Genomic DNA, 21187 nt, shown 5'->3' on the forward strand with positions numbered 1-21187 from the left:
CCCGGGCGCCTCCCCCGCCGTGCCCTTGACACCGCACCATGGCCGTGGGGTACTGCGAAGGCGAACTCGGGCGGATGTGACGGGGGTGAGTGTCCTGCCGGAGCTGCGCTACCCGACGGTGACCGAGCAGGTCGCCGCTGCCCGGGCGCTGACCGCCCAGCGACCCGGCGTGTGCACCCTGCGGCAGGTGGGTGCCTCGCGGGCGGGCAGACCGCTGCACCTGTTGTCCGTGGGCCGCGCCCGCCGCGCCGTGCTGGTGGTCGCGGGCGCCCACGCCAACGAGCCGACCGGCTCCTGCACCCTGCTCGCCGTCGCCCGGCGGGTGCTGGAGCAGCGCGAGCTGCGCGACGGCATCTCCTGGCACTTCCTGCTGTGCGCGGACCCGGACGGGGCGAGCCTGCACGTCACGCCGGCGCCCCGCAGCCTGTACGACTACCACCTGGGCTTCTTCCGGCCCGCGGGCCCGGAGCAGCCCGAGTGGGCCCCCTCGGTGCTGCCGCCGGACCGGCTGCCGCCCGAGACGCGCGCCCTGACCGGCGTCATCGACGAGCTGCGGCCCTACCTCCAGGTGACCCTGCACGGCACGGACCTGGGCGGCAGCTGGGTGCAGCTCACCAAGGACGTGCCGGGCCTGGCCGAGCCGTTCGCCAAGTCCGCGGCCGAGCTGCACATCCCGGTCGAGACCGGCGCCTCGGACGCCGCGGGCTGGCCCGCGTCCGGGCCGGGCGTGCACGTCATGCCGGCGCCGGGGATCGGCCCGGCCTACCCGAGCCTGCCGGACGACGCGCGGCACAGCACGTGGTTCCACGCCCACCGCTACGGCGGCCTGACCGCGGTGGTCGAGGTGCCGATGTGGGCGAGCGACCTGGTGGACGACCCGGCCCCGCATCCGGCTCCGGCGGCGGCGATCGGGCGGCTGGCGCGCCGGCTGCAGCGCGACGCGCTGGAGGTGACACGCGTGCTCGACCGGGTGCTGCCCCGGCTCGCGGACCTGGACGGGCCGCTGCTGCGGGCGGCCCGGTGGGGGCTCGAACTGGTGCCGGGGCTGGCCGCCGACCTGGTCCACACACCGCCCGCCGACCGCACCATGGCGTACGTCGGCAGCGTGGACGCGTTCGCGCGGCGGGTGCCGCTGCGGGCGGCGGCGATGCTGCGGCGGGTGCTGCGCGGGACCGACGACCGGGCGGCGAAGCAGCTGGAGGAACTCGTGGCGACCTGGAGCGACGCCTTCGCGCAGCGTTTCCGCGCGCGCTGGGTGCCGTTGGAGAACCAGGTCGAGCACCAGTCCCGCACGGTCGTCGCGGCGGCGCTGCACGCGCGGGAGGAGACCCAGTAGCGCCCGCGCCCCGCTACGGCACGGCCGCCCCGGGGCCCCGCCCCGGATCGCCGGACGGCGCGCGCTCCGGGGTGTGCCGCAGCGCCAGCTCGAACGCGGAGAGCACCACCCGCGCCTGGTACTCGGCCTGCCGGGCCACCGGGATCCAGCGCGCCCCGCAGCCGTCGCGGTAGTCGGCGCACCACTCGTCGATCAGCCGGTCCAGCTCCGGCAGCGCCCCGGCGGTGGCGGGTCCGGCGGCCCGCACGAGCTGGTGCAGCAGTCCCGCGGTGCGCAGCGCCAGCCGCCGCCCGGAGACGCGCAGCGCGGCCAGGTGGCCGGTGCTCAGCGCCGGCAGGGAGTGGCCCGCGCCGTCGACGACGTCGGGGTCCCAGGCGTCGGCGAGGCCGGGGCAGACCAGTAAATAGTCGTCGACCGGGGCGAGCAGGCGCGCCGCATCCGGCGCGGCGGCCAGTTGCGGGCGGATCCGGGCCAGCAGGTGCCGCAGCAGGCCCGTGTCGTGGCGCAGGGTGCGGCTGACGGCCCGGAGCGCCGCCTCCCGGTCGGCGGGCGGGGAGCCGTCCGAGACGGCCGCCACGCCCCACATGGGCGCCTCGACGACCGCGGTGACGGTGCCGTGCCGGTACGGGTGGAACCACGTCGACTCGACGGCGGCCTCCGTGATGGCGGCGGCCAGGTCGGCCCGGCGCGGCGGCGGGATGCGGTAGACGGCCGGTCCGAGGACGGGCCAGTACAGGGCGTCGTAGGCGCCGAGTTCGCGGGGGATGCCGAGCCGGGCGGCGATGTGCGCGAGGCGCGGCGCGATCCCGGGCAGGTCGTCGGTGAGCTCCACGAAGCCGCCGCCGACGTCGACGCCGTGCAGGGAGCACTGGAGGAACGGCCGCAGTTCGTCCTGGACGGCGAGCAGGGCCCGGGTCTCCGGCAGGGCGGCGGCGGCCGCTCCGTCGGGCAGCCACTCGGGCTGCTCCAGGAAGCCGGGCCGGAAGAAGTTCCGGAAGTACTGGCCGAGGGTGTACGGGCCGCTCAGCCAGCCCTCGTTGCGGCGCAGCCCGTCCGGGTCGAGGCACAGCAGCAGGTTCCAGGTGGCGTCGGCGCCCTCGGTGAGCCGCGGGTCGGCCAGGGCACGCTCGGCCAGGCGCAGCACGGTGGCACCGCCGACGGGTTCGTTGGCGTGGGGTCCGGCCACCACGAGGGCCTGACGGGTGCCGTGCCCGACGGACAGCAGCCACAGCGGGGTGCCGGCGCGGGACGTGCCGACCCGGCGCAGCCGGGCGTCGCGGGGACGGCGGGCGACGAGCGCGGCGGCGCGGGCGCCCAGTTCGTCGACGGTCGGGTAGCGGAGCAGGGGCGGCAGGGCACACCTCCCCGAAATGCGGTGCCGTCGCTTCACCAGGAGTGCATGGCGTACGCACAGTCAGTCACGACTTCTGGGCTACGTCAACACCATGGGCGGCAACGGCATTTGAGCCACCTCGCGGCGCATGGCTTCCGGTAAGCCGCAGGCCAGGGCCGAGGCGCGGATCGGTTTCCGGTCAGCCGGCCGACAGCCGGAACAGCATCCGCCCAAAACCCACCTGGTCGCCCTCGCGGACCACGGCCGCGCCGACGACCCGCCGTCCGTTGACCGTGGTGCCGTTGGTGGAGCCGAGGTCGCGCAGGACCCACAGGCCGCCCTGGTGGCGCAGTTCGGCGTGCACGCGGGAAACCGTCTCGTGGTTGAGGCGCAGCCCGCTGGCGGGGTCGCGGCCTATGCGCAGCGGGTGGCCCTGTGCCGCGTGGGGCAGGAGCAGCTTGGGCAGCCGCTCGGCCTGCCAGGCCCGGCGCAGCCGTACGGTGAAGCCGGAGACGGCCTCGACGGTGCCGAACACCAGGCGGGAGAGGCGGTTCTCCGTGGGCAGGTCGGCGGTCAGCACGGCGAGTTCGTCCGGCCGGCGCGCGGCGAGCGCCAGTTCCATGCGGTGGACGAACGTGTCGTGGGACAGGCGGCCCAGGGCGACGCCGTCGCGGAGGACCTTCAGCACCTTGTCGCGCTCCGCGTCGGAGAGCCGCGCGGGGTACGTGTTGAACTCGAAGGACGACGTCACGCTGGTGATTGTCGGACAGCGCGGCCGGGCTGTCCAGAAAACGGGAGAACGGCCGCCACGCGCGCGTACCCGGCGACACCCGCCGCAAAAGGGTGGATGCTCCAGCGGATTGATCTCGTTTGGCGCACCATGGACGAGCTACCTCACGGTGAACAGACGAAGGGGAACCGTCCGTGCAGTTCGAGGTGTGGGCACCACAGGCCGGCCGTGTGACGCTCCAGTGCGACGGCGTCACGCACGCGTTGGAGCGCGATCCGCAGCGGGCGGGGTGGTGGTGGGGTGAGGCGGACGCGCACGACGGGTCCCGGTACGGATTCGCGCTGGACGACGGCCCGGTGCTGCCCGATCCGCGCTCGCGGCGGCAGCCGGACGGCCCGGACGGGCTGAGCGCGGTCGTCGACCACGAGCGGTACGCGTGGCGCGCGTCGTGGCAGGGGCGTCCGCTGCCCGGGGCGGTGCTGTACGAACTGCACGTGGGGACGTACACGCCCGAGGGCACCCTGGACGCGGCCGCCGAACGGCTCGGCCATCTCGCCGAACTGGGCGTCACGCACGTGCAGTTGATGCCGGTGTGCCCGTTCCCGGGCACGCACGGCTGGGGCTACGAGGGCGTATCGCTGTGGGCGGTGCACGAGCCGTACGGCGGGCCCGAGGCGCTGAAACGCTTCGTCGACCGGGCGCACGGACTCGGCCTGGGCGTGGTGCTCGACGTGGTGCACAACCACTTCGGGCCGTCCGGCAACTACCTGCCCGTCTTCGGGCCGTACCTCACGGACACCCACCACACGCCCTGGGGCGCGGCGGTCAACCTGGACGCGCCCGGCTCGGACGAGGTGCGCGCGTTCCTGATCGGCAGCGCGCTGGCGTGGCTGCGGGACTACCGGCTCGACGGGCTGCGCCTGGACGCGGTGCACGCGCTGGTGGACACCCGCGCGCTGCACTTCCTGGAGGAGCTGTCGACGGCCGTGGACGCGCTGGCCGCCGAGGTGGACCGGCCGCTGTTCCTGGTCGCCGAGTCGGATCTGAACGACCCGCGGCTCATCACCGCCCGCGGCGAGGGCGGCCTCGGGCTGCACGCGCAGTGGAACGACGACTTCCACCACGCCCTGCACACCGTGCTGACGGGCGAGTCGCAGGGCTACTACGCCGACTTCGCGCGCGCGTCCCTGGGCGGCCTCGCCAAGACGCTGACGGGCGGCTACTTCCACGACGGGTCGTACTCCAGCTTCCGCGAACGCCACCACGGACGCCCCCTGGACCGTACGCGGGTCGCCGGGCACCGGCTGCTCGGCTACAGCCAGACGCACGACCAGGTCGGCAACCGCGCCCAGGGGGACCGTCTTTCGGCCCTGGTCTCCCCCGGGCTGCTGGCGTGCGCGGCCACCCTGGTCCTGACGGCGCCCTTCACGCCGATGCTGTTCATGGGCGAGGAGTGGGCGGCGGGCACGCCCTGGCAGTTCTTCACCGACCACACCGACCCGGAGCTGGCCGACGCCGTACGGCGGGGCAGGCGGCGGGAGTTCGCGGCGCACGGCTGGCGGGAGGAGGACGTGCCCGACCCGCAGGACCCGGCGACCCGGGACCGCTCCTGCCTGGACTGGTCCGAACCGGAACGCGAGCCGCACGCGCGCGTGCTGGCCTGGTACCGCGCGCTGCTCGCCCTGCGCCACCAGCAGCCCGACCTGACGGATCCGGACCTCGCGGACACCAAGGTCGCCTACGACGAGGAGGGCCGCTGGCTGGCCTACCGGCGCGGGGACGTCCTGGTGGCGGTGAACCTGGGCAAGGACACGGCCGAGTTGTCGCTGGGCGTGCCGCACGCGCGCGTGCTGGCGGCGTGGGAGCCGGTGGGGGCACCGGGGGCGGACGGGGTGGTGCGTCTGCCCGGGGAGTCGGGAGTGGTGCTGCTGCAGGAGTGAGGCGCGCCCGGTGCGCCGTCTAGAAGGGCTCGTCGGTGGTGCCGAGGTCCGTCACCCGCTCCAGCAGGATCGGCTCCCAGGCGTGCCGCAGCCCGGTCCGCAGCCGGGTGAGCCGTTCGGCGTCCCGGCCCGGGAGCGCCTCGGCGAGGCGGACGACGGTGTCGCAGCGGGCGAGCCACAGACCGCGCAGGCAGGGGCGGGCGCCGTAGCCGGCGAGGGTGGCGGCGCGGACGGCGGCGGGTGAGCCGACGGCGAGGGCGAGACCCGCGATGTCCTCGGCCGGGTCGCCGACGACCGCGCCGCCCCAGCCGAGGACGCCGCGCACCCGCCCGTCGGCGCTGACGACGAGGTGGCCCGCGGTGAGGGCGTGATGGGTGAGGACCGCCGAGCCGGGCTGGGCGGCGAGTTGCGAGGCGGCGGGCGGGGTGAGCTGGTTCATGCGGGCGGCGTCGAACTCGTCGGCGTCCGCGAGGCGTTCGGCGGCCCGTACGGCGGCCCGGCGCAGTGCCTCCAGGGAGCGCGGCGCGGCGCGCGGCACGCCGAGGGTCTCGGCCTGCCGGACGGGCACCTCGCGCAGGCCGGTGAGCAGTGCGGCCAGGTCGGCCTCGCCGACGGCGGACACGTCGTGGCGCTCGCCGGAGCCGCCGGGCAGCCTGGTGTCCAGCGTGTAGCCCAGCCCGGCCGCCCACTCGCCGGTGGCGACGCTCGCCGGCACCGCCACCGGCACGTGCGGGCGGACCAGGTCGCGCAGCCGCAGCTCGCGGCGCTGGCGGACGGTGGCGTCGCGGTCGGGGGCGAGGCGCAGCACATGGCGGGTGCCGACCCACCAGGTGGCGGATCCCTCGCCGGCGGGGCGGACGTCGGGGCCGGTGCCCTGCCTGGTCGCCCGGCCGGCTCCGGCGTCCTTGCCGTCGCCGCCGCCCCTGCCGTCCTTCAGGAGGGATCGGACCAGCCGGCGGACGGTGTCCGCGGTCGGGGTGGGGGTGGGTGTGGGTGCCTGGGTCATGGTCGCGCCGTTGCCGTTCGGGAGGCGTGGTGGGGACATCGGAGGCGTCACTCCACTATGACCAGTTCGCGGGGCGTGGTGTTCAGGCGCCGGCCGCCGTCCTCGGTGACGGTCACGATGTCCTCGATGCGCACGCCGAAACGGCCGGGCAGGTAGATGCCGGGTTCCACGGAGAAGCACATGCCGGGCACGAGGGGCTGCTCCTCGCCCTCGACCATGTAGGGCGGTTCGTGGGTGGTGACGCCGATGCCGTGTCCGGTGCGGTGGATGAAGTACTCGCCGTAGCCGGCGTCGGCGACGACCCGGCGGGCGGCCCGGTCGACGTCCTGGCAGGCGGCGCCCGGCCGTACGGCGCGGAAGCCGGCCTCCTGGGCGGCGCGCACCACGTCGTGCACGCGGCGCTCCTCGTCGGTGGGTTCGCCGACGTGGACGGTGCGGGAGGTGTCGGATCCGTAGCCGTCCTTCAGCCCGCCGAAGTCGAGGACGACCATGTCGCCGCGTTCGATGACGCGGTCGCCCGCCTCGTGGTGCGGGTCGGCGCCGTGGGGGCCGGAGGCGACGATGGTGAAGTCGACCTGCTCGTGGCCGTGCCGGCGCAGGCACCGGTCGAGGTCGGCGGCGACCTCGCGCTCGCGGCGGCCGGCGAAGGGCAGGGCGCGGACCTCCTCGAACGTGGCGTCGGCGGCGGCGCCCGCGGCCGCCATGAGGTCCAGTTCGGCCGCGTCCTTGACGGCCCGCAGCATCGGCAGGGACTCGGTGAGGGAGGCGTAGGAGCTGCCGGGGAGGGCCTGGCCCAGGGCCAGCAGGTGCAGGGCCCAGGCGTTGTCGCTGATGCCGAAGCGGCCCTCGGGATGGAGGAGTGCGGCGGTGGCGGCGTAGGGGTCCTTGCCGTCGGTCCAGTCCCGCAGGGTCAGGGCGGGCGCCCCGGCGGCCCGCCGCGCGTCCGCGGCCTCCAGGGCGGGGACGACGAGGACGGGGTCCTGGCCCGCGGCCAGCACCAGCAGGGTGAGCCGTTCGGTGACCGCGGGGGGCGTGTAGCCGGTGAGCCACACCAGGTCCGGTCCCGGGGCCACGAGCAGTCCGGCGAGGCCGGCCTCGGCGGCGGTCCGCGCGGCGCGCTCCATGCGGGCCCGGTAGTCGTCGGCGGTGAAGGTCGCGGCCGTGCTTCCGGTCATCCGGGCCTCCCAGGACGAAGGGGCTACGGGCAGCATCCTGCCCGGCCGGAGGGGGCGGCGCGAGCCGTCTGCGGGCTTTCCCCGCATCTCCCGGCTCATGGAGAAGAGTTGCCCGGACATCAGGGCTAATGCTTGGATGCTTTTCATCCATTAGCCGTTCGAACGAGAGGGCGTACGACCGTGCTCGTACTCGCGCACATCAGCGATCTGCATCTGGACGGGAGCGCGCGGGCGGCGGAGCGCGCCGGGCGGGTGTGCGACCGGCTCCGGGAGCTGCCGGGCCGGGTGGACGCGCTGCTCGTGACCGGGGACATCGCGGACCACGGCACGGAGGCCGAGTACGAGGAGGCCGCCCGCGTCCTGGGGCTGCGTGACGGCGACCTCCCGTTCCCGGTGCTCACCTGCCCGGGCAACCACGACAGCCGCGGCCCCTACCGCAAGGCGCTGCTGGGCCGGCCCGGGCCCGGGGGGCCGGTCAACAGCGCCCACGTCTTCGACGACGCGGCCGTGCTGATGTGCGACTCCAGCGTCCCGGGCAGCGACGACGGGGAGCTGGACGAGGAGACCCACGCCTGGATCGAGGCGACCCTCGACGAACTCGACGGCACCCTGCCGGTCCTGCTCGCCTTCCACCACCCGCCGGTGGCGCTGCACCACCCGCTGCCCGACTCCTGCCGGCTGAGGGACACCGGGCGGCTGGCCGGGCTGCTGGCCCGGCGGCCCGAGATCGCCGGTCTGCTCACCGGTCACGCGCACACGCCCGCCGTGACCACGTTCGCCGGGCGGCCGCTGGCCGTCGGCCCCGCGGTCACGTGGACGCTGCGGCTGCCCTGGGAGGGCGACCGGGCCGCGGACCGGGACGCGCCGCCCGGGTTCGCCTTCCACGTCCTGGACGACGCGGGGCGGCTGACGAGCCACTTCCGGGTGGCCTCGTGAGGCGGTGCTCCCGTGTCCCCGGCAGGCGGTGACGGGCGCCGGTCACGCGGCGACGGCCGGGACGACCGTCACCTGCTCGAAGCCGCCGCTGCGGTGCCGCACCGTCAGCCGGACCTCGGCGCCGGGGCGGGCACGGGCGACGGCGCGCACCAGGTCGGCCGCGGTGTCGATCCGGGTCGTGCCGAAGACGAGCAGCACGTCGCCGCGCACCAGCCCCGCCGCCTGCGCCGGCCCGGGCACGTGCAGCCCGACCACCAGGGCGCCCGGCTTCCCGGCGTCCATGACCTGCACCCCGAGGGTCGCGGCGGGCGCCGGCGGCGTGGCAGGCGGTGCGGGGCGGGACGGCGGCGCCGGCCGTCCGCGGGGGTCGACGACCGCGCCGGGTCCGATCACCGTGGCGCCCATCGCCCCGAGGCCGATCCCGGACAGCATCAGGACCACGCCCACGAAGGCGGCGAACAGCAGGTTGACCAGGCGCCGGCCGCGCCGCCGGGCGGCGTGCGGGCGGGGCCGCGGGGAGCAGGGCCGCGGGGCCGGGGCCGGTGACGCCCCGTCGGGCTCCCGGCCCGGCATCGGCTTGGGTCGCAGCGCGGTCTGTTCCATGGCTCGCCTCCGGGTGGTGCCGATCGTCTCCGGCGGATGCGGAACTGATCACGGCAGGTGCTCTACCCGGCGCTCCGGCGCCCGACGATCCACGAACGAGTGAGACTGACGCCGGGCCGAGCGGGCCAGGACCTGCCTCGGAGGCCGGGCGGGCGGACGCGGGCGGACGCGGGCGCGGCCCGCACCGCGCCCGGCCGTCGCCCACCGGGTGCGGTGCGAGCGGAATCCCCCGTGTGCTGCGTGTGGTGCGTCGTCTGTTCCGTGCGGTGTCCGTTCCCCTCACCCGGGAAGAGCCCCGGCGGGCCGCCGGAGGTTCCGCGATGTCACGATCCGCGTGGATCCGACTGGAAAAGGCCCCTTCAGCCCCTGGAAAAGGTCCCTTCAGCCCCGGGCGGGCACGGGCACGGCCGGCGCCCGGCCCGGCAGGAAGCCGTGGGCGCGCCGGGACAGCCAGGCGTCCTTGTAGCGGTCCACCTCCCGGTGCCAGTGCAGGATCCCGGACATCCAGTTGCGCAGGTCGGCCACGTACGTCCCCATGGCGGCGCGCGCCTCGGCGGTGAGCCGGAAGTCGTCGTACAGGACGGGCAGTTCGTGCGCGACGACGTGCTCGAACTGCCGCAGGCGCCGGCTCATCAGGTCGTGCACGATGCCGAGCCCGGTCGGGTGGTCGCAGCCGAAGAAGGACTGCACGACGAGGATCGCGTTGTGGATCTCGCCCTCGTACTCGATCTCCTTCTGGTACGAGAAGACGTCGTTGAGCAGGCAGGCGAAGTCGACGGCGGCGTTCTCCATGGACCGGACCGGGCCGCTGCGGTACACCTCGGGCGGGACGGCCGGGCCGTGGCCCATCCGGCACAGGCTCAGCGTGAGGTCGGAGCCGAAGGTCGCCCGGCGCATCTCCAGGTAGTCGACCGGGTCGGGGATGCGGTGCTGCAGCTGGTTGGACAGCTCCCACACCCAGCTCTCGGTCATGGCGTCGATCGCCTCCTTGAGCGTGCGCCGCGCCCCGGGCCCCATGTCCCGGGTGGTGCGCCGCCACAGGTCGGCGAGGCCGCGCTCCATGGCGTTCACCGGGACCGGCGGCTCCTCCCCGGCGACGGGCATGCAGGCGGACAGGCGGGCGGTGGTCAGCCGGGCGGCGGCCAGGTCGCGGCGGTGACCGTGGACCAGCGGGTAGTAGTCGTCGCCGTAGGTGCCCCAGGCGAGCCACTGCGCGCTGAGGTCCAGGGCCTCGGGGTCCGCGTCCGGGTCGATTCCGGCCGAGCAGAGCGCGAGGTCGTAGGCCCGGAGCTTGTCCTCGTCCCAGACGCCCTCGGCGAGGAGGCCCGTCCGGGCCGCCCAGGCGCGCAGATTGCGGCGGGCGGCGTCGAGGTGCGGGCTGAGCTCCAGCGGGAACGGCATGCGGATGTCGGGGATCCGCGAGGGCCCGGCCTTCTGGTACGGCACGTGTGTGTGCGCACGCAGTCTGCGCCACGGCCCGGAAGGCCCGGGCGGCGCCGACGTGGTCCCGGCCGGGGCGAGCAGGGCGCGTACGTCGGCGGCGGAGGTGCCGAGGCCGGTACAGCCCGGCCAGGGCCGGTCGGTGCGCGCGGCGCCGGCGTTCATGTAGCGGCTGGAGCGCAGGTGCCACTCGTGGCCGCCGGACTGCCAGTCCTGCAGCCCCTTGGTGTACGCCGCGACGGCGGCGACCTCGTCCGGCCGCAGCCCCTTCTCCAGGGCCAGCGCGGGCACTTCGGTGAGGGCGGTGTGCTCGAACTGCTGGAGGCGGGAGGTGAGGACGTCGTTGACGGTGTCGGCGGCCTGCTGGGTGGTGCAGCCGAAGAACGTCTCCAGGACGAGCACGCCGTTGCTGTTCTCCCCCTCGTCCTCGACCTCGCGCTGGTAGGAGAACAGGTCGTTGCGCAGGTGCACGGCGTCGGAGAAGGTCTCCATCAGCACCCTCAGCGGCCGGGACCCGGCGACGGCGGCGGGCACTTCGGCCGTGGCGTACTCCACGAGCCCGGCCGACCAGGGGGCGCCGCCGACCTTGCGGCGCATCTCGATGTACTCGACGGGGTTGGCGATCCGCCCCTCGTTGATGTTGGACAGCTCCCACATCGACTCGTTCAGCAGGTGCTCGGTGGACACGGCGAAGCGGCGGCGCCAGTCCCGCGACATCGCCGGCACCGTACGCGCCCACAGGTCGGCGAGGCCCGCCTCGACCGGGTTCTCCGGCTCGGGGACGGCCGCGGCGGGGTCCAGCGGCATGAACAGCGGCAGCCGGTCCAGGTGCGCCTTGCCGGCGGCGCGGTCCTGACCGCGCTTGTACTTCTCCAGGAAGTGGTCGTCGAAGAAGAAGACCCACACGTACCAGTCGGTGATGAGGGACAGGGCCGGGCCGTCGCAGTCGGGGTGGGTGTAGGCGCACAGCAGACCGTAGTCGTGCGCGTCGAGGTCGGCCCGTTCCCAGACGCCTGATCCCTCCAGCATGCCCATCTCGCGCGCCCACCGGGCCGAGTGGGCCCGGGCCTGGTCGAGATGGGGGTTCAGCCGCGCGGGGTGCGGCAGGTAGAAGTGCGGGAGTTCGAACGGCTGCGTCATGGCCCGGCCCTACCCGGCGCCTTCCGGCGGCATCCGCGGGCCCGGACATGATCACACCATCGCGTGAACCGGGAGGAACGCCCAAGTCCCGGCGCGCCTGCGCCGGTTCAGCGGGGCGCCGGACGGGCGCCCCGGTGCGGGTCCCGCACCTGGATCAGCGCGTGTGTGCCGCTGGTGCGCCAGCGCTGGTCCTCCGCCGCGACCAGTTCCGCCTCGACCCGGGGGTCCAGGCCGGTGATCACCTCGGACTTCAGGGTGCGCAGGGCCGCCACCGGCCCGGGGAAGTACGCGGTGACGTCGGCGAACGGCGTGGTCGCCGGCCAGAGCCGGTCGCCCACCAGACGGCGGTAGTTGAGGTCTCCCTTGACGACGGTCAGGGCGGCGGAGGCGAACTCGGCGCGCAGGTCGTCCGGCATCCGCCCGTAGGGCAGCGGGGCGCTGGAGAACGGGTGGGCGCGCAGCACGAGCCGGCCGTCGGCCAGGGCGGACCACAGCCGCCGCCCGTACCCGGCGGCCGCTTTCCCGGCACCGGTCAGGCGGCGCAGCGCGTCGAGGACGTCGGCGGTGGTGGCGTCGGAGACGTAGTACGGGTACGGCTTGACGTGCAGGACCGCCTGCCCGACGCGGCCGCTGGTCAGGAGGTGGTCGATCAGCAGGAGGTCGGGGACGAGTTCGCGTCCGGCGTTGTCGGCGACCACGCACACCGTCGGCGCCCCGGCCCCCTCGCCCGGGGCGTCGAGCAGGGCCCACAGCCGCTCGCTGTCGTCGGCGACCAGCCCGGGTGCGGCGTCGGCCGGCCGGGCCCCCTCGGCGGACAGGCGGAAGCCGAGGTCGGCGCGGTTGCCCCAGAGGGAGCCGTGCAGCAGGGCCCGGGCCTGTTCACCGTCGGGCAGCCCGGCGAGGTCGTCGAGCGCGGCCAGTTCCCCGTCGGTCTCGGCGGAGTCGAGTTCGGCCAGTTTGAACGGGCGGAACGGGTCGATGCCCTGCCAGGGGCCGGGGCCGAAGTAGCCGACGGCCTGCAGCAGCCGGCGGTAGAACCAGCTCTCGGACCACAGCCACGGCACCTCGAACCAGGACCGGCCGGCGTACTCGCGCATCCCCCAGGCGTCCCAGCGGTCCCGGTCGTGCGCGCCGGCGGGGAGGGGCTCGATCACGCCCCGGGTGCATTCGGCGAGCAGTCCGTCGAGCGCGCGCTGCTGCGCGGGTCCGTAGGGGAAGGCCTCGCGCACCTGCCGGATGATCGCGGGGTGCCGCTCGGCCAGCACGCTGTGGGGGAACGAGCCCGGCTGGTCGCCGAGGAGGACGGGTGCGGAGGGGGTGTCGGGCATGGGCCTCACGGTAACGCCCGTGCCCCGCGCGCCGGCCGAGCGGCCCGGCGCAGCGGTCACACCGGGGCGATCTCCCGCTCCAGACGGGCCGCGAGGCTCAGGTAGCGGGCGCGGCGGGTGACCGGGACCAGGCCGCGGATGAGTATGTTCCACATCTCGGCGGTCCGGCGGGGCTGGCGGGCGACGGGCTCGCGGGAGCGGCCCACCACCCGGGTGCCGACGAAGAAGCAGACCAGGGAGTGGGCCACGACGTCGATGTCGACGTCGGGGTGGACGTCGGACTCCTTGACCGCGCCGACGAGCCGGGCCGTGACGATGTCCAGCCACTCCGTGAAGGGGTGGCTCAGCGGCGGGCGGGGCCGGATCCCGCCGGTGGCGAGCCGCAGGCCGGCGCGCAGGACCGGGTCCTCCACGGACATGCGGGTGATGCCGAAGGTGAGGCGCATCAGCGCCTCGAGGGAGGTGTGACCGCGGCTGTCGGTCTCCGCGGCCAGCCGGCGGGCCGTGTGTGACTGCAGTTCGAGGATCGCGTGGGCGAGATCCTCCTTCGCCGCGAAGTGGAAGTAGAGGGCGCCCTTGGTGACGTGGGCGTGCTCCACGATGTCACTGAGACTGGTCGATTCGTAGCCGCGACGGTCGAACAGGTCGGCGGCGGCCGTGATGATCGTCGAGCGGGTCTGCTCGGCTCGCAACTGCCTCGCCATCGACTGAACTCTCCCGGGACGGAAATGAACGGGTCATGCCGTTTGTTTTTACCCCGCGTACACGATAACTCACCCTCAGACGGCGCTCGCCACCCCGGTGCGCCGGAGTGCGGGCGCACATCCGGCAAAACCAGCGCAACCGGTGAAAGAAAACAGCGCGTTCGGTATCTAACGGTGGGAGTTGTGCGGGGCACACGTGAAGGCGGGCCGGCCGGTGCCCCATCCGCACCGGCCGGCCCGCCCGTTCGTGGCCTGCCCTGTTCAGTTCTCCGCTGGAGAGTCCGAGAGGATCAGAAGGTCAGCTTCCAGCTGTTGAGCGTGCCCGTGTCCAGCGCCGCGGTGTCGCGGACGCGCAGCTTCCAGGTGCCGTTGGCGACCTCGCTGGAGGCGTTCACCGTGTAGGTGGTCCTCACGTCGTCGGCGGAGTCGGACCCGGCCGACTTCAGGCGGTACGTGGAACCGTCCGGCGCGACCAGGTCGATGACGAGGTCACCGCGGTAGGTGTGGGTGATGTCGACGCCGACCTGGAGGGCCGAGGGGGCGTTGCCGCTGCGGCCGGTGACGCTGATCGGCGACTCGATCGCGGCGCCGTTGTCCGGGATGGCGACGGCGCCGGTGCTGGAGAAGGTCGTGCCGGTGGACGAGCCGCCCTTCACGGCCTGGACCGTCTTGGCGGCGTCCGCGAGACCGGCGCCGCAGCCGCCGGAGCAGGTGCCGGGCAGGGGACGGGCGTTGGCCTTGATGGCCGACTCGATCTGCGCCGGGGTGAGGGCGGAGTCGGCCGACTTCATCAGCGCGGCGAGGCCCGCGACGTGCGGGGTGGCCATGCTGGTGCCCTGGTAGTAGGCGTAGTTCTCGGTGGACGGCGTCTTCGTGCCGGAGTTCAGCGTGGAGAGGATGCCGTTGGCGGTGGAGGTGCGGGTCTCGCCGCCGGGGGCGGAGATGTCCACGATCGAGCCGTAGTTGGAGTACGAGGCCCGGCTGCCCGCGCGGTTGGTCGCGGCGACGGTGATGACGTTGCCGCAGTTCGCCGGGGACGAGTTGGAGGCGTTCTGGTTCTCGTTGCCGGCCGCGACGACGACCGTGGTGCCGCGGTTCACGGCGCCGTTGATGGCGCTCTGGGTGGCGGTGGAGCAGGCGCCGCCCCCGCCGAGGCTCATGTTGATGACCTTGGCGACGTTGCTGTTGGCGGGCACGCCGGAGACGGTGCCGCCGGAGGCCCAGGTGATGGCGTCGATGATGTCGGAGTCGTAGCCGCCGCACTTGCCGAGCACGCGGACCGGGGAGATCTTCGCGCCGTGGGCGACGCCGGCGACGCCCTTGCCGTTGTTGGTGGCGGCGGCGATGGTGCCGGCCACGTGCGTGCCGTGCCAGGAGGAGCCGGACGCCGGGATGCCCGCGCCGCACTCGTCGGTGTTGTACCAGTCGCCCGGGTCGGCCGGGTTGCTGTCGCGGCCGTTGCCGTCGACGGAGACGGCGGTGTCGGAGATGAAGTCGTAGCCGCCGACGATGTTCGCGGCCAGGTCGGAGTGGGCGACGTAACCGGTGTCGATGACGGCGACGGTGACGCCGGTGCCGGTCGTGGTGTCCCAGGCGGCCGGGACGTTCATGCCCGCGGTGGACTCGAACAGGTCCCACTGCTTGCTGTACTCGGTGTCGTTGGGGGTGACGGCCGTCGGCTTGTTGAGGCGGTCCGGCACGACGTAGGCGACCTGCGGGTCGGCCTGGTACGCGGCGACGACGTCGGAGACGGACGCCCGGGTGGGGTCGGAGCCCAGCTCGACGAGGGCGGCACCGGTGCCGAGGCGGCGCTGGAAGTCGACGTCCTCCCCGGTCTTGGCGGCCTTGGACGCGGCGTCGGCGGCGGCCGCCTTGTTGGACTTCGCCTCGCTGGCGCCGGACTTGTAGCCGACGATGAGCCGCTCGGCGGGGGCGCCCGGGGCGGCCTCGGTCTGCGCGGCCGGCACGGCGGGGCTGTCGGCGGTCTCCTGCGCGACGGCGACCGAGGCGGGGGCGGCGGTCAGCAGGGCGGCGGAGACGGCGGCGACGGATATCAGCTTCCGTCTGAACTCTGGGGAGATACGCACGGTCGTTGCCTTTCGTAGCCGCTCCGGGCTGGGAGGAGCGGCGGTGGGGTCGCTTCGTCGTCGAAGCGGAGGGGGGCGGTTCGAAAAGCGAGGAGCGACGCGGTGGCCGGCCAGGCGCGGGACAACAGGCGCCGGCCCGTTCGGGGTTACCGGTGGGTCAGCGGTGCTCGAACGATAGGCAAAGGCAAGGTCACGGGGATACGGGGGAAACCCTCGATCCAGCCGGGGGGTCACCCTCTATGACCGTGCGGGCCGGGCGTGAATACCCCCTTTTCGAACGGCTCGTGGCGGGGTGAACGCACCGGCCCGGTTTCCCGTACTGCATGACCGAACGCTCCCTGCCGGGCCGAGGAGACGCGAGCCGATGCCTCGAACGACCGCACACCGCGCCGCACTCGCGGCCGCCCTCGTCACGCCGCTGCTGCTGCCGCTGTGGGCGGCCGGGCCGGCACGGGCGCACGGGGCCCCGACGGACCCGGTGAGCCGGGTGGTGGCCTGCTCCCCCGAGGGCGGCGAGCGCGCGGGCTCGGCGGCGTGCCGGGCCGCCGTCGCGGCGAACGGCACGCCGTTCACGGCCTGGGACAACCTGCGGGTGGCGAACGTCAACGGCCGGGACCGGCAGGCCGTCCCTGACGGGGAGCTGTGCAGCGGGGGGCTGCCCGCCTACCGGGGCCTGGACCTCGCCCGGGCGGACTGGCCCGCGACCCGGCTGTCGCCCGGCGCCACGCTGACCATGCGGTACGTCTCGACGATCCCGCACACGGGCACGTTCCGGATGTATCTGACGAAGCCCGGCTACGACCCGGCCGGGCCGCTGTCCTGGTCCGATCTGCCCACGAAGCCGTTCGCCGAGGTGACGGACCCCGCGCTGACGGACGGGGCGTACCGGCTGCGGATGACGCTGCCCTCCGACCGCACCGGGCGGCACGTGCTCTACACGGTGTGGCAGAACAGCAGTACGCCGGACACCTACTACTCGTGTTCGGACGTGGTCTTCCCGGAGCGGGAGCCCGCGGAGAAGGAGCAACCCGCGGAGCGTGAGCGGCCCGCCCGGAAGGAGCAGCGGACCGCGGAGAAGGAGGAGGCCGCACCGGCGCCCTCCGCCGCGGACAGCGCGGCCCCGGGCACGGCCACCGGGGTCCCGGGTACCCCGGCTGCGCGGCCGCGGGACGACCACACGCCCCTGGCCTCCACGTCCGCGCCCGCCTCCGGGCCGTCCACGCCGCTGCTCGCGGGCGGCGCCGCCGCGGTGCTGCTGCTCACCGGCGGCGCCGCCCTGTTCCTTCGGCTGCGGCGGCGCTGAACTACGCGTCGGACGACATCAGTTGACGTGGACCGGGACGCCGCCCTTCGTCACCGGGGAGTACTTGGCGGTGAAGAAGGCGCTGCCGAAGCAGAGCGACGAGCCGGACACCTTGGTGAACTGCTGGTTGGTGAAGGAGATGCTGTTGTCGGCGTTGCTCGCGGTGCCGGTCAGGCCGGGCGCCTGGTAGACGCAGGTGATCGAGCCGAGCAGGGTGCGCAGCTTGACCGTGGACTGGACGGTGGAGCCGGCGGCCGGGGTCACGGAGACGGTGCCGTCGGAGGACACGCTGGTGGAGTACGGCAGGTTGTCGACGGTGATGCCGCTGACGCCGGTCACTCCGACGACGTTGGCGCTGCAGCCGGCGGTGTCGAAGCTGTGCGAGGTCAGGGACTCGGTGGCGGTGCCGGGAGCGGCGGGGTTGCCGGTGACGGTGGCGGAGAACGCCGACGAGGTGCAGGAGATGCCGCTGGTGCCGGTCGCGCTGGAGTAGAAGGTGGCGGCGGTGCCGTCGGCGAGGGAGGCGTCGAGGACGTCGCCGACCGCGACGGCCGCGCCGTCGGCGGTGGTCAGGACGGGGGTGTCGGCCGCCGAGGCGGGGGCGGCGAGGCCCAGCGCGGCGACGGCGGCGGTGAGACCGAGAAGGGTGCGAGTACGCATGCGGGTGTACCTCTTTCACTGGTGGGGGGGAGGGCCGCCCGGTGTCCGCCGTCGCCTGCCCGGCACGCCTTCTCCGTACGTGACGGGCCGGCGACGGCAGGCCGGTGACCGGCCGGGGGCGTGCAGGGGGCAGGCCTCCGGCCGGGCCGGGCGGGGGTGGCTGGTGGCGCGGTCGGGCGGTCGCGCAGTCGCGCGGTTGCGCGGTTGCGCGGTTGCGCGGTTGCGCGGTTGCGCGGTTGCGGGACGTACGGCCGAGCCGTGCGGAGTGGTACCCGGAGCGAGGGAAAGCGCGTGCGGACGCAGAGGGTGCCGAGACGCCCCTGCGGGTCGGGCGGTCCGGGGTCCGCGGACGTGCCGCGGGGCGGATCCGGCGCCACGGATCCGGTGGGGACCGAGGAGAGTTGTAGAGCCGGCGTTCCGCCAACGTCAAGGCTGTACGCGGGAGTTGTGAGCGAGCTGAGTGTTTCCGCGCGGCGGCCGCTCACCTTCGGCACACCATCGACACCTCTTGTCCACACTTCCCTTGACCCTTCATGTAACCCCCGGTAACTTCCTCGTCGGCTACTGCGGCGTCATGAGAAAGCCCTTGCAACCGCCGGGAGTTGCGGGGCGTCGTGCGCACGCGGCCGGTGCCCGCGCCAGGGCAACGGGCCATCGCCTTCCGATCCACGCCGACACGCCCCGACAGGCATCGCCCCGCACCGACAGGCACCGACCTGCACCGACCCGCACCGACCCGCACCGACAGGCACCGACAGGCACCGACAGGCACCGACAGGCACCGACAGGCACTGACCCGCATCGGGAGCAGACATGGCCTCTTCCGCCGAGCACACCTCCGAGAGACCGGACGGCACCGGCGCCCCGGACCCCGGCGGCGCTCCCGCCCGGCGCGGGCGGGTCCGGGCGCGCCGGGCCGCGGTGATGGCGGTGCCGGCCGCCCTGGCCGCCGCGGGCCTCGCGGTCCTCACCGCCCAGGGGGCACTGGGTGTGCAGTTCGCCATCTCCGGCATGCCCTTCACGGTCACCGCCACCGAGCTGGACGGCACCGGCTTCGCCCAGTTCGGCGGCCTCGACGAGATGGCCGAGGGCAGTCCGAACGCGGGGGACACCGGCGGCCAGGTGCTGGTCGTCACCTCCGTGATCAAGAACGCCACCCTCACCAAGCTGTGCCAGAGCGTCGACCTCGGCGGCACCAACCTGGTCATCAGGGCCGGCGGCGGCGCGCAGAAGGTCACCGCCAGCGATCTGACGACCGACTCGACGCAGCTGTCCGGCGACGCCGCGTTCACCGGCATCGAGATCGGCAACGACGCCGGCACGCTCGACAAGGCCGGGCCGCTGGGCCGCGGGCCGAAGGGCGTGTTCAGCCAGCAGTCCGACACCGTGCACATCGCCGACCTGCGGCAGACCAACTACGCCACGACAGCGGGCGTGTTCAAGCTGCCCGGGCTGAAACTGGGCTTCAGCGGGTCGGGTTGCTGATGCCCGGCGGCGGACGCGGCCCGCGGCCCGCCTTCCGCGCGTGGCGGGCCGGTCGCCCCTTCTGGGGCGGGCTGCTGCTCACCCTGGGCGGGGCGGAGGTCCTGCTCACCCTGAGGGCGTCACTGGACGTCGTCCTGCACGTCGGCATGCAGGGCCTGGCGGGCTACCTGCTCCCGGTGGTGATGCTGCTGTGCGGCCTGCTGATCCTCTTCAACCCCTCGCAACGCCTGTTCTATTCGGTCATCGGGGTGCTGGTCTCGCTGGGCACCTGGCTGACCTCGAACCTCGGCGGCTTCTTCGCCGGCATGCTCCTGGGCGTCACCGGCAGCTGCCTCGCCTTCGGCTGGCTCCCGGACCAGGAGCCGCGGGTCGGCCGCAGACGGCGCCGGAAGGAGGCCAGGGCGGCGACGGCCCCGGCCGGCACACCGGTGCACCGGCCCTGACCGGCACGCTGGTGCACCGGCCCTGACCGGCCCCGCGGCAGCACCGCTTCGGCGGGTCCGCCGTGTCGCCGCCGAACCGCGCGGACGGTACGGAACACGGAGGTCAGCGCATCCGGGAGGGGACGGGACGGCGACGCGCGGCCCGTCCCCTCCGGCCCGCTGTTCGACGGGTCGGACAGATCATCACGATGCGGCAGCATCAACTCACGGCAAGTGGCCGCTCACTTGACGACCGGTGGTCACACAGGGTTGGCTCCGGGCCAGCGAGAGTCATCGGGTCGGCGCACGTCCTGCGGCCCCGCCTGCACTCTCACCCTGCTCTTGCTCGGCCGCACAGCGAGGTCCGCTCCTCATGAACACTCCCGTCCCGTCGCACACCCCCGCGAGACTCACCCGGGTCCCGGCCCTGGCCGCCGCCGTGTGTCTGCTGGTGTCCGGCTGCTCCGCCCTCGGCACGGCCGGGGACGATGCGGACGCGGCCGACGGGTCGGGAGGCGGGATGCGGGTCGCCCTGGTCACCCACGGCGGCCAGGGAGACGCCTTCTGGGACCTGGTGCGCAAGGGCGCCGAGGCGGCGGCCGCCAAGGACGGCATCGACCTGACCTACACCAGCGACGCCGACCCGGCCGCCCAGGCCGGCCTGGTGCGCGACGCGGTCCGCGACAAGGTCGACGGCATCGCGGTGACGCTGGCCAAACCGGCGGCGATGCGCGGCCCGATCGCCCAGGCCAAGGCCGCCGGCATCCCCGTCGTCGGCCTCAACTCCGGCATCGACGCCTGGCGCCCGAGCGGGCTGCTGGAGTACTTCGGCCAGGACGAGTCCGTCGCGGGCCGGGCCGTCGGCGACAAGCTGGACGACCTCAAGGCCAAGCACGCCCTGTGCGTGGTCCACGAGCGCGGGAACGTCGCGCTGGAGGCCCGCTGCGCCGGTGTGAAGAAGACCTTCGGCGGCGACACCGAGAACCTGTACGTGGACGGTACCGACCAGGACGCGGTGACGGCCGCGGTCGCCTCCCGGCTGCGGCAGGACTCCAGCATCGACGAAGTCGTGACCAACGGCGCCCAGTTCGCGCTCAGCGCCGTCAAGGCCGTGGGGCAGGCCGGCAGCAAGGCCGAGGTCGCCACGTTCGACCTCAACAAGGACCTGGTCAAGGCCGTCCAGCGCGGGGACGTGCAGTTCGCCGTGGACCAGCAGCCGTGGCTGCAGGGCTACCTCGCGGTCGACGCCCTGTGGCTGTACCGCACCAACGGCAACGTCAGCGGCGGCGGAACGGCCCCGGTGCTGACCGGGCCCGCCTTCGTCACCAAGGCGAACGTGTCCGCCGTGGCACGGTTCGCCGCCGCCGGGACCCGGTGACGGACCCTTGCCGTGACGGTGTCGTCAAAGTTTCGGCCGGGCCCGGCCCGTACGTCCACTTGTACGGATAACATCCTGCGCATCCCAGGTGCCGCGGCCGGCACGTCCCCCCTTCCGCGCCCGTCCCCCGCCCTCCCCGACCGCTCCCCCTCCCCGTTCCTCGCCCCCCGCTGATCGCCCT

At 74.3% G+C, this 21187-nt stretch carries 17 protein-coding genes; 7 read left to right on the top strand and 10 right to left on the bottom strand.

All coding sequences use genetic code 11. The features are described from left to right. Positions 1-85: 85 nt before the first annotated feature. Entirely contained in the window at positions 86-1336 is a 1251-nt protein-coding gene (locus tag ABZY20_RS09700) for a M14 family zinc carboxypeptidase (RefSeq protein ID WP_356439077.1), read from the top strand. A gap of 13 nt (positions 1337-1349) precedes the next feature. Here the strand turns inward: ABZY20_RS09700 and ABZY20_RS09705 are convergent, their stop codons facing one another. Both ABZY20_RS09705 and ABZY20_RS09710 read right to left on the bottom strand, forming a co-directional pair. Continuing rightward, a complete protein-coding gene (locus tag ABZY20_RS09705; protein WP_356439662.1) occupies positions 1350-2690 on the bottom strand; it encodes a M14 family zinc carboxypeptidase in 1341 nt (446 codons plus the stop codon). Positions 2691-2868: 178 nt separating this feature from the next. After that, complete coding sequence (locus tag ABZY20_RS09710) at positions 2869-3420, bottom strand: DUF1707 and FHA domain-containing protein (RefSeq protein WP_356439079.1); 552 nt, start codon at positions 3418-3420, stop codon at positions 2869-2871. Between the two features lie 173 nt (positions 3421-3593). Between ABZY20_RS09710 and treZ the strand changes: the two genes are divergently transcribed. Next, positions 3594-5339 (top strand): malto-oligosyltrehalose trehalohydrolase, encoded by a 1746-nt coding sequence (treZ, locus tag ABZY20_RS09715; RefSeq protein ID WP_356439082.1) that lies wholly within the window; start codon positions 3594-3596, stop codon positions 5337-5339. A 19-nt stretch (positions 5340-5358) separates the two neighbouring features. On the opposite strand, the gene ABZY20_RS09720 is transcribed toward treZ, so the two are convergent. After that, on the bottom strand, positions 5359-6345 hold the full coding sequence (locus ABZY20_RS09720; RefSeq protein ID WP_356439665.1) for an aminoglycoside phosphotransferase family protein: 987 nt from the start codon (positions 6343-6345) through the stop codon (positions 5359-5361). A 47-nt stretch (positions 6346-6392) separates the two neighbouring features. Then, the gene (locus ABZY20_RS09725; RefSeq protein ID WP_356439085.1) at positions 6393-7520 is read right to left on the bottom strand and encodes an aminopeptidase P family protein; all 1128 of its coding nucleotides are present in this window, start codon (positions 7518-7520) and stop codon (positions 6393-6395) included. A 180-nt stretch (positions 7521-7700) separates the two neighbouring features. Between ABZY20_RS09725 and ABZY20_RS09730 the strand changes: the two genes are divergently transcribed. Beyond that, complete coding sequence (locus ABZY20_RS09730; RefSeq protein WP_356439088.1) at positions 7701-8456, top strand: metallophosphoesterase; 756 nt, start codon at positions 7701-7703, stop codon at positions 8454-8456. 42 nt (positions 8457-8498) lie between these two features. Here the strand turns inward: ABZY20_RS09730 and ABZY20_RS09735 are convergent, their stop codons facing one another. The 5 genes from ABZY20_RS09735 to ABZY20_RS09755 form a co-directional block, all read right to left on the bottom strand. Then, a complete protein-coding gene (locus tag ABZY20_RS09735; protein ID WP_356439090.1) occupies positions 8499-9059 on the bottom strand; it encodes a PDZ domain-containing protein in 561 nt (186 codons plus the stop codon). 381 nt (positions 9060-9440) lie between these two features. Beyond that, positions 9441-11639 (bottom strand): germacradienol/geosmin synthase Cyc2, encoded by a 2199-nt coding sequence (gene cyc2 / locus ABZY20_RS09740; protein WP_356439093.1) that lies wholly within the window; start codon positions 11637-11639, stop codon positions 9441-9443. A 107-nt stretch (positions 11640-11746) separates the two neighbouring features. After that, positions 11747-12967 (bottom strand): damage-control phosphatase ARMT1 family protein, encoded by a 1221-nt coding sequence (locus ABZY20_RS09745; RefSeq protein WP_356439095.1) that lies wholly within the window; start codon positions 12965-12967, stop codon positions 11747-11749. A 56-nt stretch (positions 12968-13023) separates the two neighbouring features. Continuing rightward, on the bottom strand, positions 13024-13671 hold the full coding sequence (locus tag ABZY20_RS09750; RefSeq protein WP_356439098.1) for a ScbR family autoregulator-binding transcription factor: 648 nt from the start codon (positions 13669-13671) through the stop codon (positions 13024-13026). A gap of 290 nt (positions 13672-13961) precedes the next feature. After that, complete coding sequence (locus ABZY20_RS09755; protein ID WP_356439101.1) at positions 13962-15758, bottom strand: S8 family serine peptidase; 1797 nt, start codon at positions 15756-15758, stop codon at positions 13962-13964. 364 nt (positions 15759-16122) lie between these two features. Here ABZY20_RS09755 and ABZY20_RS09760 point away from each other — a divergent pair, with 364 nt between their 5' ends. Next, on the top strand, positions 16123-17061 hold the full coding sequence (locus ABZY20_RS09760) for a lytic polysaccharide monooxygenase (protein ID WP_356439102.1): 939 nt from the start codon (positions 16123-16125) through the stop codon (positions 17059-17061). Positions 17062-17079: 18 nt separating this feature from the next. On the opposite strand, the gene ABZY20_RS09765 is transcribed toward ABZY20_RS09760, so the two are convergent. Continuing rightward, positions 17080-17721 carry a Tat pathway signal sequence domain protein gene (locus tag ABZY20_RS09765; RefSeq protein ID WP_356439105.1) on the bottom strand — a complete coding sequence of 214 codons (642 nt, stop codon included), beginning with the start codon at positions 17719-17721 and terminating at the stop codon, positions 17080-17082. Between the two features lie 813 nt (positions 17722-18534). Between ABZY20_RS09765 and ABZY20_RS09770 the strand changes: the two genes are divergently transcribed. The 3 genes from ABZY20_RS09770 (at position 18535) to ABZY20_RS09780 (ending at position 21006) form a co-directional block, all read left to right on the top strand. Next, the gene (locus tag ABZY20_RS09770) at positions 18535-19206 is read left to right on the top strand and encodes a DUF6230 family protein (RefSeq protein ID WP_356439108.1); all 672 of its coding nucleotides are present in this window, start codon (positions 18535-18537) and stop codon (positions 19204-19206) included. Then, the gene (locus ABZY20_RS09775; RefSeq protein ID WP_356439111.1) at positions 19206-19649 is read left to right on the top strand and encodes a DUF6114 domain-containing protein; all 444 of its coding nucleotides are present in this window, start codon (positions 19206-19208) and stop codon (positions 19647-19649) included. Before ABZY20_RS09770 ends, ABZY20_RS09775 begins: the two co-directional genes overlap by 1 nt. Before the next feature lie 352 nt (positions 19650-20001). Then, positions 20002-21006, top strand: coding sequence for a substrate-binding domain-containing protein (locus ABZY20_RS09780; protein WP_356439113.1), 1005 nt, complete (start codon positions 20002-20004; stop codon positions 21004-21006). Positions 21007-21187 lie beyond the last annotated feature (181 nt).

The organism is Streptomyces sp. NPDC006624 (assembly GCF_040611555.1).
Taxonomy (GTDB): domain Bacteria; phylum Actinomycetota; class Actinomycetes; order Streptomycetales; family Streptomycetaceae; genus Streptomyces.

Coding starts and splice junctions, on each gene's coding strand:
- ABZY20_RS09770 (WP_356439108.1), top strand. CDS start 18,535: ATGGCCTCTTCCGCCGAGCACACCTCCGAGAGACCGGACGGCACCGGC.
- ABZY20_RS09760 (WP_356439102.1), top strand. CDS start 16,123: ATGCCTCGAACGACCGCACACCGCGCCGCACTCGCGGCCGCCCTCGTC.
- cyc2 (WP_356439093.1), bottom strand. CDS start 11,639: ATGACGCAGCCGTTCGAACTCCCGCACTTCTACCTGCCGCACCCCGCG.
- ABZY20_RS09750 (WP_356439098.1), bottom strand. CDS start 13,671: ATGGCGAGGCAGTTGCGAGCCGAGCAGACCCGCTCGACGATCATCACG.
- ABZY20_RS09725 (WP_356439085.1), bottom strand. CDS start 7,520: ATGACCGGAAGCACGGCCGCGACCTTCACCGCCGACGACTACCGGGCC.
- ABZY20_RS09765 (WP_356439105.1), bottom strand. CDS start 17,721: ATGCGTACTCGCACCCTTCTCGGTCTCACCGCCGCCGTCGCCGCGCTG.
- ABZY20_RS09720 (WP_356439665.1), bottom strand. CDS start 6,345: ATGACCCAGGCACCCACACCCACCCCCACCCCGACCGCGGACACCGTC.
- ABZY20_RS09735 (WP_356439090.1), bottom strand. CDS start 9,059: ATGGAACAGACCGCGCTGCGACCCAAGCCGATGCCGGGCCGGGAGCCC.
- ABZY20_RS09780 (WP_356439113.1), top strand. CDS start 20,002: ATGAACACTCCCGTCCCGTCGCACACCCCCGCGAGACTCACCCGGGTC.
- ABZY20_RS09775 (WP_356439111.1), top strand. CDS start 19,206: ATGCCCGGCGGCGGACGCGGCCCGCGGCCCGCCTTCCGCGCGTGGCGG.
- ABZY20_RS09745 (WP_356439095.1), bottom strand. CDS start 12,967: ATGCCCGACACCCCCTCCGCACCCGTCCTCCTCGGCGACCAGCCGGGC.